The organism is Lysinibacillus sp. OL1, from assembly GCF_004332175.1.
In the GTDB taxonomy this organism is placed as follows: Bacteria; Bacillota; Bacilli; order Bacillales_A; family Planococcaceae; genus Lysinibacillus; species Lysinibacillus capsici.
The window spans coordinates 1-13085 of the sequence record NZ_SJDS01000004.1 but is presented as its reverse complement, the minus strand read 5'-3'; the positions used below and the strand labels follow the sequence as shown (position 1 = coordinate 13085).

Annotated in this window: 17 protein-coding genes and 1 other RNA gene; 9 read left to right on the top strand and 9 right to left on the bottom strand. The window is 36.2% G+C overall.

The annotated features are described in order from the left end of the window. The first annotated feature begins 78 nt into the window (after positions 1-78). The 4 genes from EW028_RS09275 (at position 79) to EW028_RS09260 (ending at position 4447) form a co-directional block, all read left to right on the top strand. Positions 79-768 carry a response regulator transcription factor gene (locus EW028_RS09275; protein WP_131520669.1) on the top strand — a complete coding sequence of 230 codons (690 nt, stop codon included), beginning with the start codon at positions 79-81 and terminating at the stop codon, positions 766-768. Further along, the gene (locus EW028_RS09270) at positions 765-1751 is read left to right on the top strand and encodes a sensor histidine kinase (RefSeq protein WP_131520668.1); all 987 of its coding nucleotides are present in this window, start codon (positions 765-767) and stop codon (positions 1749-1751) included. Before EW028_RS09275 ends, EW028_RS09270 begins: the two co-directional genes overlap by 4 nt. A gap of 103 nt (positions 1752-1854) precedes the next feature. Continuing rightward, complete coding sequence (locus tag EW028_RS09265; protein WP_131520667.1) at positions 1855-2616, top strand: ABC transporter ATP-binding protein; 762 nt, start codon at positions 1855-1857, stop codon at positions 2614-2616. Next, positions 2606-4447, top strand: a complete 1842-nt coding sequence (locus EW028_RS09260) for an FtsX-like permease family protein (RefSeq protein ID WP_131520666.1) — start codon at positions 2606-2608, stop codon at positions 4445-4447. Before EW028_RS09265 ends, EW028_RS09260 begins: the two co-directional genes overlap by 11 nt. A gap of 363 nt (positions 4448-4810) precedes the next feature. Here EW028_RS09260 and EW028_RS09255 read toward each other — a convergent pair whose 3' ends face one another. Continuing rightward, positions 4811-5251: a hypothetical protein gene (locus EW028_RS09255; protein WP_131520665.1), complete on the bottom strand. Its 441-nt coding sequence runs from the start codon at positions 5249-5251 to the stop codon at positions 4811-4813. 172 nt (positions 5252-5423) lie between these two features. Between EW028_RS09255 and EW028_RS09250 the strand changes: the two genes are divergently transcribed. Both EW028_RS09250 and EW028_RS09245 read left to right on the top strand, forming a co-directional pair. After that, positions 5424-6062 carry a YfbR-like 5'-deoxynucleotidase gene (locus EW028_RS09250; protein WP_131520664.1) on the top strand — a complete coding sequence of 213 codons (639 nt, stop codon included), beginning with the start codon at positions 5424-5426 and terminating at the stop codon, positions 6060-6062. 103 nt (positions 6063-6165) lie between these two features. Then, a complete protein-coding gene (locus tag EW028_RS09245) occupies positions 6166-6678 on the top strand; it encodes a zf-HC2 domain-containing protein (protein ID WP_131520663.1) in 513 nt (170 codons plus the stop codon). A gap of 53 nt (positions 6679-6731) precedes the next feature. Here EW028_RS09245 and EW028_RS09240 read toward each other — a convergent pair whose 3' ends face one another. After that, complete coding sequence (locus tag EW028_RS09240) at positions 6732-7070, bottom strand: zinc ribbon domain-containing protein YjdM (RefSeq protein WP_048393229.1); 339 nt, start codon at positions 7068-7070, stop codon at positions 6732-6734. A gap of 247 nt (positions 7071-7317) precedes the next feature. On the opposite strand from EW028_RS09240, the gene ssrS reads away from it, so the two are divergent. Beyond that, positions 7318-7510, top strand: a non-coding RNA gene (gene ssrS, locus EW028_RS09235) — 6S RNA. A 161-nt stretch (positions 7511-7671) separates the two neighbouring features. Here ssrS and EW028_RS09230 read toward each other — a convergent pair. Next, positions 7672-8562 (bottom strand): helix-turn-helix domain-containing protein, encoded by an 891-nt coding sequence (locus tag EW028_RS09230; protein WP_131520662.1) that lies wholly within the window; start codon positions 8560-8562, stop codon positions 7672-7674. Between the two features lie 174 nt (positions 8563-8736). Here EW028_RS09230 and EW028_RS09225 point away from each other — a divergent pair, with 174 nt between their 5' ends. Together EW028_RS09225 and EW028_RS09220 are read left to right on the top strand one after the other, a co-directional pair. Further along, positions 8737-8946, top strand: coding sequence for a helix-turn-helix domain-containing protein (locus EW028_RS09225; protein WP_099805726.1), 210 nt, complete (start codon positions 8737-8739; stop codon positions 8944-8946). A 97-nt stretch (positions 8947-9043) separates the two neighbouring features. Next, a complete protein-coding gene (locus EW028_RS09220; protein ID WP_131520841.1) occupies positions 9044-9565 on the top strand; it encodes a PH domain-containing protein in 522 nt (173 codons plus the stop codon). 248 nt (positions 9566-9813) lie between these two features. Here EW028_RS09220 and EW028_RS09215 read toward each other — a convergent pair whose 3' ends face one another. The 6 genes from EW028_RS09215 to EW028_RS25275 all read right to left on the bottom strand — a co-directional run. After that, positions 9814-10479, bottom strand: coding sequence for a M15 family metallopeptidase (locus tag EW028_RS09215; RefSeq protein ID WP_131520661.1), 666 nt, complete (start codon positions 10477-10479; stop codon positions 9814-9816). Beyond that, positions 10476-10880 carry a phage holin family protein gene (locus EW028_RS09210; RefSeq protein ID WP_131520660.1) on the bottom strand — a complete coding sequence of 135 codons (405 nt, stop codon included), beginning with the start codon at positions 10878-10880 and terminating at the stop codon, positions 10476-10478. Before EW028_RS09210 ends, EW028_RS09215 begins: the two co-directional genes overlap by 4 nt. A gap of 66 nt (positions 10881-10946) precedes the next feature. Next, positions 10947-11282: a hypothetical protein gene (locus EW028_RS09205; RefSeq protein WP_131520659.1), complete on the bottom strand. Its 336-nt coding sequence runs from the start codon at positions 11280-11282 to the stop codon at positions 10947-10949. Positions 11283-11370: 88 nt separating this feature from the next. Beyond that, positions 11371-11529: an XkdX family protein gene (locus tag EW028_RS09200; RefSeq protein WP_373565030.1), complete on the bottom strand. Its 159-nt coding sequence runs from the start codon at positions 11527-11529 to the stop codon at positions 11371-11373. Next, positions 11526-11747: an XkdW family protein gene (locus tag EW028_RS09195; protein WP_131520658.1), complete on the bottom strand. Its 222-nt coding sequence runs from the start codon at positions 11745-11747 to the stop codon at positions 11526-11528. Before EW028_RS09195 ends, EW028_RS09200 begins: the two co-directional genes overlap by 4 nt. Continuing rightward, positions 11747-13085: hypothetical protein (locus EW028_RS25275; protein ID WP_193767352.1), on the bottom strand; the 1339-nt coding region annotated here is incomplete at its 5' end. The genes EW028_RS25275 and EW028_RS09195, both read right to left, overlap by 1 nt.

The following is a 13085-nucleotide window of genomic DNA, read 5'->3' as shown; positions in this document are numbered from 1 at the left end:
CTCAAGTTTCCAATTACATATAGATTTTTCGAAATGAGGGTACAGTATACATATAGAATAAAGGAAGGATCGATAGGTATGTACAAAATATACATAATAGAAGACGATGCAAATATAGCTTCACTGATTGTCGAGCATTTAGCTAAATATCAGTTTGAATGCTTTACTGTACAACAATTTCCACACATTATTGAAGAATTTAATACTATACAACCACACCTGGTCATTATGGATATCAATCTCCCGACTTACGATGGCTATTTTTGGTCACGGAAAATCCGTCAACTCTCAACATGTCCCATCATCATTGTCTCTGCCAGAGTAAATGATATTGATCAAGTATATGGAATTGAAAATGGTGCCGATGATTTTATCACAAAGCCCTTTTCATTGGATGTCCTCATGGCAAAAGTAAATGGACTACTTCGGCGTACCTATGGTGAATATGCTTTAGCCGAGACAACAACCATAACTATAGCCAATACTACATTAAATCCAGATACAGTTCGTCTTCAAACAAAAGCCAAAGAGAGCCTGTTAACGCTAAAAGAAATGCAGCTTAGTAAGTTATTATTCGAAGCTTACCCTAATGTAGTGCCGCGTCAAAAGCTTTTAAGTGCTATTTGGGATGATGAAACCTTTGTTGAGGAAAATACTTTGTCTGTGAATATTGGTCGATTACGTAGAAAATTGGAAGCCGTACACTCTAAACTTGAGATTAAAACGATCCGTGGTCTTGGATATCAATTGGTGGAGGAAAGTGAATGAAGCTATTCTTTCGAGATCATCTTAGTATCATTATTCTCTATTGCATAAGCTTCCTCCTATTACCTTGGATAATTCATGTATTAGATGACCTATCCTCACACTATGCCTACTTTATTTTTCTTGTCAGCTTTCTATTTATTCTGTGGCTACTTGGTCGTTATTATCGAAGAAGAAAGTTTTATCATCATTTACAAAAAAATATCAAAACGCAGGATGATCTTCATTTATTTGAACCACATGCAGCTATTGAGCAATACTATAGTGAAAAACTAAGGCAAATACAGTATTTATTTTTAACCCAACAGCAAAGATTGGAAGAACAAGCACATGAGAAGCAACTAGTTCTATCACATTTTGCACATCAAATGAAGACACCTTTATCTGTTATTCAATTAATCGTTCAAGCTACACCCAACAAGACCACTGATGAATTGCAGCAATGGTATACCATCAATAAAGAGTGCAATAAATTGACATTTACCCTCAATCAGTTATTAACGTATGAGCGCACATCTCATTTAGTAGCTGATTTAAAAATTGAACCTATTATTTTAAAAGGACTCGTGCAAGAAGTCATCAATGATTTGAAGGATTTCTTTATCATAAGAGAAGTTTTTCCAAAGCTGACGTTCGCTGAAGACCAAATCATTTATTCAGATCGAAAGTGGTTAAAAATTGTACTTTATCAAGTATTAAATAACGCCATTAAATATAGTGAAATGGCAAGCACCATTCATATCCATTATGACAACACGGCTTTGCACATAAAAAATCTTGGTGAGACGATCCCTTCTAATGAAATAGCACGAGTCTTTGATTTATTTTATACAGGTTTGAAGGGGCGAACGAGTGGTGAAGCAACAGGTATAGGCTTATATTTAGTGAAAAAGATTTTAACTACACTAGAGCACCCCTTCACTTTACAATCTTCTGAGCATGTCACTACTTTTTCCATTAATTTTTCAAACAGTCTTAAAAAATGAAGATGACAAAGTTGTCATCTTCACGTCATCAAGAGAAATAGGTTATGTGCCGCTCCTTTTCTATACTAAAGTTATCTAATGAGCATAAAGGAGTTGTTTTAATTTGGGTAACGCAATACTACAAGTAACCAATTTGCACAAGGAATACATCGGTGAGATCACCTATAAAGCGTTAAACGGTATCGATTTTCAGCTACAGCAACAGGAATTTGTAGCTGTCATGGGACCTTCAGGTAGTGGGAAAACAACATTTTTAAATAGTGTATCCACGATTGATCGTCCTACCGCTGGCGATATCCTCATAAACAATCATAATCCTTACGCATTAAATGATGAGGAGCTCGCCAAATTTAGACGCTCTGAACTAGGCTTTGTATTTCAGGATTTTAATCTTGTGCATACATTAACAGTGAAAGAAAATATTTTATTGCCATTAACATTAGATAGCATACCTGCTTCAAAAATGCTTCAGCGTTTAAAGGATGTCGCTCAATTTCTTGGTATCGAGGAACTGTTGCCTAAACGTATTTATGAAATTTCAGGAGGACAAAAACAACGAGTAGCCATCGCTCGTGCCGTTATTCATGCGCCAAGTTTATTGTTAGCAGACGAGCCTACAGGAAACTTGGATTCCAAGGCTGTCAATGATGTCATGAACTTATTTTCCTCGATTAATCAAAAGCTTAATACAGCTATTCTCATGGTGACACATGATCCTTATGTAGCAAGCTTTGCCAATCGCATTATTTTTATTAAAGATGGGAAATTATATAACGAAATACATCGAGGCAACAACCGCAAGCAATTTTATCAGGAAATTATGGACACGCTTGCTTTTCTAGGTGGTGGACAGCATGAGCTTTAATCATATTGTGATCCAAAATATCTTACGTGACAAATGGACGTATGTTTCTTACTTCTTGAGTAGTATGTTTTCTATTATAATTTTCTTTCTCTTTTCTGTTATCGTCTTTCATCCAAATCTGAAAAGCCTAGATCCAGACTCTACACTTGGAATTTCTTTAATGTTAGCTAGTATGCTCGTTTATTTATTCTCTTTTATCTACATTACCTATTCAATCACAGCATTTTTACGTAAAAAGACCAAGACCTTAGGAATATTTATGATTACTGGGGCTTCCATGAAGCAAATTCGTAAGCTGGTCTTCCGAGAAAATCTGTTGATTGGCGTTTTAGCTATTCTGGCAGCTATCGTTCTCGGACTTGTTATTACACCTCTTTTCTTAATGGGTGCAAGAGTTATTTTAGAGGCAGAAACATTTGGCATGTACCTACCTCTTCAAGCAATCAGCATAACCATAGGATTATTTCTGATTTTATTTGTTGTGATATCTACAGTCGTTACGAGGTTCATTAATAAAGAAGCGTCTATCCAACTCTTAAAAAGTGATACAGTTATCGAGAAATCTATTAAGCCTCATTATGTCTTATTAATACTAAGTATTTTGATATCAGCCACTTTATCTTACTTACTAAAAATCGAGCATTCCATTGTAGACACTTTAAGTGTTCTTTATTATCTGTTATTTTTTATTAGCATTCTTAGTACGATTTATTTAGTTATTACACAAGGATTTCGTTTGTTTTTGAAAATATATGAAAAGTCTCCTGCCTATCTTCAAAAAACCAATATGCTTTTGGCATCCAATTTAAATGCAAAAATGAAATCACATGCAAATATGCTGTTTCTAATTACTATCCTATTAAGCGGTGTCTTTCTATGTACAAGTATTTTATTTAGCTCTTATTACAATGTAAAAAAGGCTAGTGAAGAAAATTATCCATATAGCTTTCAATATATTGCTGATCCAAAAGCTGATGACAATATGGTAAAGACTGATCTTGATTATCTTGAAAATACTTTATCAACGGTTCAAGCTCACAAGTATTTTATTGAATTTAAATCAAATGAAGATCAACGCATTGGCTATATGTCTTTATCGGATTATAACCTGATCCAGCATCAGGACAACAAGCTAAGTAAAGATGAATTTATTGCCGTCGCTGGCAGTCGTGATGTAGCACCTACAACAAATAATGCCAGCGATTTGTATATAAAGTCTTTCAAACTAGCCAGCACCCATGAGCAAAATCTGCTATCTACTGGCTTCCAGCAAAGTTATTTCATTGTACCTGATGACATTTACAAAACTATTGACTACCCTGTTTATAAAACATATATTTATGAACTGGAAGATTGGACAGCCCATACAGATTTGGCAAAAGCTATTACAAGTAACTTACCCTCTTTACCTGGAGAACGTTATGTAACATCCAAAATTGATTTATATAACACAGAGATGTTTGTTAAGAGCGTGATGTTCTTTATCGGCTCCATGCTAAGTCTCATTTTCTTAAGTGCAGCCATGAGTATATTGTACTTCTATTTACAAACAACTTTACAACAAGAGAAGGAAAAGTATATTGGTATCCGTAAGCTAGGACTTTCTAGAAATGAATTAGCTACCATTATCACTAAAGAATTGGCAATTCTTATTTTTGTACCGTTCACCATAGCTATTACACTCTTGCTAATTACACTTTTAGCTATGCGAACAATGGTTTCTACAGCATTTTTACAAGTTTCTATAGCTAGCTCTTGTTGTTTCTTTGTGCTTTTCCTCATTAGCTATGTATTAATTCGAAAAAGTTATTTTAAACGCTTAGTAAGCTAAAAAAATCGCACTCCTTAAGGGGTGCGATTTTTTCATAGTGTTGAAACATATGAAAGGTGAAAATGTTTCCTTTTAGCAAAGTTTTCCAAATAAAGTGAAGGTGTTAACTACTCATTTTAGTGAGGAGTGTCATCAACCATCACTTCTCCACATTGAAAATAAACGCCCAATTCAAATAATGGATTATTTGATCGTTACTGCTGATAAGGAAAAGACACTTCTGCAGAATGGTTGATTTTGAGAGGAGCCAGCGTCACTCCTAGGGGATTTAGCGGCTTATTGGACGCCCTCTGGAAAGGACACTGGCGGAACCAATCTCTCGCCTTGTGAAAAAGCCTTTTTCTGCGGATGACATTATCTTTTTTACCAAAGAACGGGCTTTGCTACCATCAGCCATAGCATAATAAGCAATAATACTATATACATCCATGTTTTACGATGCAAAAGTGAAACAAATTGTTGCTGATTAAATGCTGGTGTATTAAAAGTACGCAACGTCGGTTTAAACGCTCTTGCGAGAAATACGATTGATGCAAACATCACGAGGAAAGTTAATACAATCCATGAGGTATTCCATTGATAGCCCGCATGCCACATTAACAAAATACCCGAAGCTACTAGTACATGCCCTGAATGTTTGACGAGCGTAATGGCCCCCTTAAAGGCTTCTATATATGGTGGCATGTCATCCATTGAAGCTGTGTGCATTTTTTTTACAATGGTTAGCACAACGAACAAAGGCCCAATCGAAAGAATAGCACTTAAAATATGTATATAAAGAAGAAGTGTATAAATGGAAAACATGCTCTGTACTCCCCTTTTCATCAGTCCCCTTCATTATAGCATTCAAGCTGAATTGACTTTATCAGCAATTGTGAATCCTTTGTAAACATAGCTTGAATCATTGTTAAATTGTTTGAAAACCGTATAAAGAGGGTATTGTTTATAGTAACATGCACTTATAGAACAAAAAGGAGTGATTTTTATAGGAATTCATCAATTTTTCACAAGCCTTAATGATTTAGAGCGTATTATTCGTTGCCCTGGTCGCTTCAAATTTGAAGAGCACAATGTGGCAGCCCATTCTTGGAAAGTGTCACAATATGCCATGTTTTTCGCAACGTTAGAAGAAATGCACGGTGCGACAGTTGATTGGAAGTCTTTATATGAAAAGACAATCAATCATGACTTTGCGGAAGTGTTTATTGGTGACATTAAGACACCAGTAAAACATGCTAGCCCAGAGTTAAAGCAAATGCTAGCACACGTGGAAGAAAAGATGATGGAAAAATTTATTATCAATGAAATTCCACAAGAATTTCAGGCTACTTTCTTTGAACGGATGAAAGAAGGTAAGGATCATACTTTAGAGGGTCGGCTACTTGAATTTGCGGATAAACTCGATCAGTTTTATGAGGCTTTCGCAGAATTAAAGCGTGGTAATACTGACAAAGAATTTGTCTATATGTACCAATCAGCCCTTTCAAAACTCTTGGCTATTCCGCTTGAAGCGACCGTCCAATATTTCCGCACAGAAATTTTAAAGGATGCAGTAAAGGAAAAAACACATATCGATATTCAAGCATTAACAAATGAAGTATTAACATCAAACTAATAGGGTGCATGTACAAGTTTTCCGATTGAAAAATTCACGGAAGGCTTTTTTTATTTTCCACAAAAAGTCGTATAATAAGGAGAGATTGAATGGAGGGAAAGTATTGTCACAGGAATGCTCTATTATAGAAGATTTAATACCTCTTTATAAAAAACAACTGCTTCAACCATCAACAATAGAATTTGTCGAACGGCATCTAACAACTTGTCAGCAATGTCAGCAGCTTGTAGCCTATTCATCGACTCAGAACGCATACTTACCCATGAAAAGAACAGTATCCTTTTTTCATATCATATTTATTGTATTATCCTTTATGTTTGCTATTAACTCGTCCTTACTCGGCAATCAAAAGGGCTTTGTCATCTCATATGCTCTTTTCGGCTGTCTTTCTTACCTTTTCTATAAAAACATCTGGATTGTTTTTATCATAAGCTCTGTGCCTGTATTCGTTTGGGCTATCATTAATAATCTTAATAATGAGCTCTATATTACAACCTTTTCTTTAACAGAAATAGGAACGCTTGCGATTGGAGCTGGCTACATCGCACTTTTACATACCATTTTCGCCTTAATTGGCGCAGCTTTTGCCATTCTATTACGTAGGATTTTTCAATAAACAAAAAAGCACCTTGAACTTTTTTACCAAAGTTGAGGTGCTTTTTTTGTTTGTTAGGCCTTTTTGACAAATTCTGATTTTAATTTCATGGCACCAAAGCCATCAATTTTACAGTCGATGTTATGATCGCCTTCCACTAGTCTTATACTTTTAACCTTTGTACCAATTTTTAAAGTGGAAGAACTGCCCTTCACCTTTAAATCCTTAATAACAGTAACTGAATCGCCGTCAGCTAACAGATTACCATTTGCATCTTTTACAATAAGTGCATCTGATTCCTGTTCAGTTGCGTCCATGCTCCATTCATGCGCACATTCTGGACATACATAGTTTGCTCCATCCTCGTATGTATATTCTGAATGACATTTTGGACAATTTGGATAAGCTGCCATTTCTGCTTCCTCCTTTTACATTTTTACTAGGAAAATCCTCTTTATGCTCCTATCTTTACATAGTCAACCTTAATTAGCAAAGGTTGTTCGTATTTTTCGTTCGCATTTGTGAAAAAAATATGAAACATCAGCATCTTTTTGAAGGTAGTGCAAGATGTTTATAACGCTATTTGGAACACTTGCCCATTGACTAATTTGCCATTATCATCTTACTTGCATGTTTATCGATCATGCTTTATTATATCCATAAAGGCTGCATTGTTCGTATAATATTAAGTTTTAACCTTTAAGCTGTAAAAGGGAGTTTTATTATTGGAGTTGGAATGACGGGCCTCACACTACGGTGCATGAGGATAAGCAGGAAAACTTCTGCGAACACCCACTTTGAGGAGTGGTGGTTTAAAACTTTCTATAATAACTACGGCATACGCGGCTTTTACTCTAACTTAGATGTACCAAGGGTTTAGAGCTACTTATGAAAGTTCAATAACCCTTTAACAATATTGCAAAAACCTCACTTGGTGTTAAATTGGTGTTAAAATTCACGATAATTAATGATAAATAATAGCGCAGACCACTCAATTATGGGTGGTCTTTTCATTTACCATTCCAACCAATTATCTAATGATGGTTCATTATGCACCATTGATTGTGAACGACTATCTCTATCCTCTAGCCAATTATAGAAAGGCACAGGACGTTCTTTATCAGGAGTTTCTTCTATAGATGATGATTTACTAAACTTCATGCTTGAACGCTCTACAGCCTTATTAAACGCCCCTACAAACACGGCTCTTAATGTACTTGTAACCGTCAGAATACCCTCTTTAATGTCCATAGCAATTTTAAATAGCACATTCTTAGCTTTTATAAATTCATCCACAGAATTTACTTGTGAAGCCATTACAACCTTGTGCAATTCATCTTTCAAATTATCAGCTAATGGCAAGCTATTCATGAAATCAAATAGCATCACTTGGTACTCGTTCATGTATTCCTTATGAGCCTCTTTTTCAGCGTGAGCATTATTATATATTTCTTGTAAAGTGCTTGTTTTAAAAGATAAATGATTAAAAGATTTAGATGATTGGTTTTCTGTAAAAGTCTCAGAAACCGCGTCACTACTGATGGCCCGAGCTGTTTCTCGTTGGGACACGCTCGATGGGACATAAGGTAAAATGCGATAAATGCTAGCCCCTTTGATGCCGTTTAATTTCGTTCCTGGTACTTTTTCTATGATGCCTAAATCCTCTAACTTTTTAGCGCTCCGATAAACCGTCTTTGTGCTGATCTCCAATGCTGCAGCAATAGTTGCAGCTTTCAAATGGCAGGCTCCTGGATGCTCCAACGCATGACTAGCAAGTTTGAAAACGATGGCACGTTCTGATTCAGTTAAATCGTAGTAATGAGCCGCAATGTGTTCTTCAACTGATGTGTCCATGTCTGCTACTGATTCAAATGTTCTATAAGTTGCTAAGTATTCAAATGCCATCGTTTTCACCTCGCTTTCACTTAAAAGTGTAAATATTACACTCTTTGATAATAATATATCTCATACAAGTGTATATGTAAATAATAAATACACTAAAAAGTGAATTTATATTTTATTTCAGTGTATTTATAAGATATAATAGTGGTAACAATAATTATTGAGGCGGTGTAAAAAATGAGTATGGCAAAGAAAATTAAGTTGTTAATGGTTGAAAGAGATGTTACAGCTGCTAAACTGGCTGAAAAGCTAGGTACTTCCCAATCCAATATTTCTAATAAGCTAAAGAGAGATAATTTTAGTGAAAATGAATTAGAGGAGATCGCAAACGCATTAGATGCAAAATATGAGGCTCATTTCGTTTTAGAGGATGGACGCAAGTTTTAAGTTACAGATAACTAATTGGTTGTCTGTTTTTTTATATGTACTATTGGCAGGATTTTCTATAAAATGAGATTACAAATATCTGTAAGGGGTGCATGACATGGATACAATTGCAGAAACAATAAAATTCGCTGGCTTTGGTAAGAAGAAAGCAATGGCTAAACAAATTCAAATGTTCGATGATAGGCTCACAGATCAAGGTGAAACTCTACTCGCTGTATGTGCATCCGTAAAAGGTACAAAACAGCTTTATGTAACAGATAACCGAATCATTTTACACGAAATCAAAGGCATTGTTTCTAACGATGAAAGAAGCATTCCTTTAGCATCTATTAGTAGTATCAACATTTCTAATAAGCTTGTTTACTCAACAATTGAAATCGTATCCACTGGAAACAAGGCAATCATTGACGATGTGCCAGCGCATATTGCATTAGAAATTAAAGCTGCTATTGAGAACCTTAAAGCAATGGCTAAAACATCGTCTGCTCCTGTAGGCAAAGTGGAAAAGGATATGTATGATGTGGCGGACGAGATCCGCGAATTAAAGGAACTATTAGAGGATGAATTAATCACTCAGGATGAATTTGATGCGAAGAAAAAGCAGTTGTTAGGGATATAATGATTATAAAACGAGGTGATAATTATGTTATTTTATGCACTTTTGAAGTTTTGTCCTGAGGCCGGAGAAATGTATGATGAAGCAAGAGAGCGAAGATTAGAGAGACTACGCAAAAGTGGTAAAGTTTACGATCCTGAGACTTCGCCTTATAAGGATGAATTAGAACATGACTTATGTCAAATGCGTTTGCGAATGAGTAGGTAAATAAAAAATGACCAGGTACTCACATGAGCGTCTGGTCATTGCTGTTAAGCACTACGTTGTGAAATGATAATCTTCAATCCTTCAAAATCACCACTTGTCATAGTGCCATTATCGAATTTCTCCAGCCATGACTTATCGACCAGTTTTTTATCAACTGATTGTTTAATATAATCACGTACTGCATTTTCAGTTGTTGGATTTGTAAATTTCATAACATCATCATCCTTTTCTTTTGGTTTATCTTCAACAAATAGTTGTACTTTTAATTTGCTATTAGATGGTACGATTACTTGTCCTTCTAGCTTGTACTCTTTTGGCATAGTCCAATTTGAAGGAATCTCAAAGTGTGGAGCATCATAATTTCCTGCCTGCCAGTAACCGCCCCATTCAATACCTAGTTTTTTAGCAATGGCCCCTACCTTTGATAAAGTAGAAATATCATATAAATTTCTTGGTGGTGCCACGGCAATATCCCATGCTCTACGTGATGTATGGTTACTATTACGCGTCCATGTAACTACTTGTCCAGGTCTTGTTCGACCTTGCTCATACAAGTAGTTTTGACGTGCTTGGCTACGGTATGTCTCTGTGATGAAAACAAAGTCTATGCCTGCCTTGTAGCATTCTTGAAAGAGTAATCGGCATGCTGTTTGTGCTGCTGCTGTTAATTCGCTTAAATCTCGGCATGTGGTTGTTACACTTGTACTCATTTAACCTCACCCTCTCCTGTTTTATCCTTCACGATTGCTAAAATATTTTTTACAAAGTCAGGCATTGGTAAGCCCATTTTAGTACCGTTTTCCGTGATTGAAATGAATTCAAGGACGCAAAATGCAATGGCTGCCCCATCCCCTGCGTACTCAATTCCAGGAATTACAACGGACAATAAGTAAACTGAGCCGACCAGCATTAAATAATAAATCTTTCGTATGATGCCGTTAAAGCCTATACGACTGTTTAAGTTTTGGTTAACGACTCCACTCATAATACCTGTTAGGTAATCAATGGCCATAAAGCCTATCAGAACGGTAACGGCCATTCCTAGACCATCCACTGAATATGAAACGATTGTGCCGATTGTTCCACTTACTACAGCAATCCATTTTTCCATCTGAACACTTCCCTTTTTCCCAATATAAAAGCCCTCCACAGATGATTGTGGAAGGCCTATGTTTAATTAATTATTTTTGTTTGCAAGTTTTTTTAACTCGTCATATTTCTTAAAGGCAGAGTCAGTAAATTCAAGTACTCCATGCTTAGAACCATTCATAACTCCATCTATTTTTAACTGATGGTACGCAGCACGTATTTTGTCAGCAACCTTACCTCCACCATATGGATATTGTTGGTCCATTTGCTCATCACTTAGATTCAAAAACTCCTTAACTTTTTGATACAGGGCATCTGTAGCTATAGGCTTTCTTCCTAATAGTTGATTTTGATATACAACTTCAGTAATTACTTGTTTTAATTGACCAGCAACTGGCAAATCTTGATTCTCAATAGTATTCATTTTATCCTCCTAAAATCTATATCTTTAACATACTTTTAATTCGACGAAAGGAAAGGATCTCCTTCTAAAAATGACAATAAAAATAACGCTAAGCCTCTGCTTGCGTCTCGAAATCTTGTCCTGTAATTTCTTTGTACTGTTTTGGTGTGATTTCACCAAAAGGATTTGCATCTGTTTTAACTGCTAATCTTAATTGTGCTGCAGTTACCCATTTATACATAAAAGCGATTTGCCAAAATTGCATCATGAAACACCCCCTCTCAATGTCATTACTTCTAGCTTTAACTGCGTAACTGTTTGTCCGAGACTATTTATAAGAAGATCCTTTTGGATACCCTTAATCTTCTCCTGGGCCAACTGCTCACCAAGTGACGATACTTGTTCATCTATGCTCAATCCAGTCCCAACCTTTACAGGCTGACCCATAGAACCATCAGATTCACGTTGTTTATATTCTAAAGCCATTACTCAACCGCCCCCGATATTAAGTGAATTTTATGATTTACTGTTGCATCTGGCCGTGTTGTAGACAGTTTTAAAATGATATTGTCTTTCGGCTCTGTGGCCTCATAATAATAGGTATCTTCCACAATGCTATTCGTATTAGGCATAGGAGCCGTGTTATCAGCTGTTAGCGTTTCATACTGCTCTTGCTCACCAGCTAATGTCATGGATAACTCAACTTTAAGATCCATTTCTTCATCCCGTTCGATGAACAATAAAACGCCCTTTGCAGATCCAGCAGGAGGTTTAATTTTATACCTCCCCACAGCATGCAAAATAGGCGTTTTCACTTCATTCTTCTTTATTTTTATTGTTTTGCTCGTCTTAGCACCATAGTTGTCTATTACCTCAATAACGATGGTATTTTCACCTACTACAAGTTCAGCAAGCGATACATCAAACTCCCATGCACCGCCTGGTCCGTTATAGATTTCAACAGGATTTCCACCATTGATTTTTCTTGTTACTTTAACATTTGAGTTTGCGTCTGGATCAGACGACGTACCGCTGATCTTAAATTTATCAGCGTCAACAACTCCTGAAGGTATAATAGCATCTACTGAAAGTAATGGTGCTCGGTTAGGTACAACGTAAAATGTACGTTCAATAGTAGCAGACTGGCCATTCTCACTATCAACTGCCCAAACTTTCAACGTATGAGCTACACCTTCGGCCAGTGTACCAGTAAGAGCTACTTCACCATCGTAAATTTTTCCGTTTTTAAATGTGAGCTGCTTTGATAATGTAATTTGAGTCAGACTAGCATTGATCGCTAAGACTTTTCGTTGCTCACTATTAATCTGATAAAACACTGTTACGGATTGATCTTTGTCAGGATCGTAGGAATCGCCAGTGATATTTAAAGTATCGTTTTCATAAAGCATTTGGTTGTTGCTTGGTGATGTAATTGATGCTATTGGTGCGTTGTTATGAACAATCGCACCATTTTTTATACTAATTTCTGGATCAATATAAAGAGTTGGATGCACTGCTTTTTTATCATTAGTTGCATGTGCAAGATACGCTCCTCCAGTCGGTAAAACCGTGTAAACTTTACTGGCATCCCCGTGGTATGTCCGCATCCACATTTCACTTGTTGGGGGAGACAATATTTTCAACTGGTCAATATACCGATTTTTTTCGCTAAAAGATAGCAACCCTATTTTTGCGGACACTAGTGTACCATTTTCATTACCTTCTCCACCAGTTCCCCATTCTTTTGTTTTTATTGCAGCTTTATCCTGTATGGCAAAAGAATCAAAGTATCCATTATTTAGCCAATAAGCCAACCCTGTGACT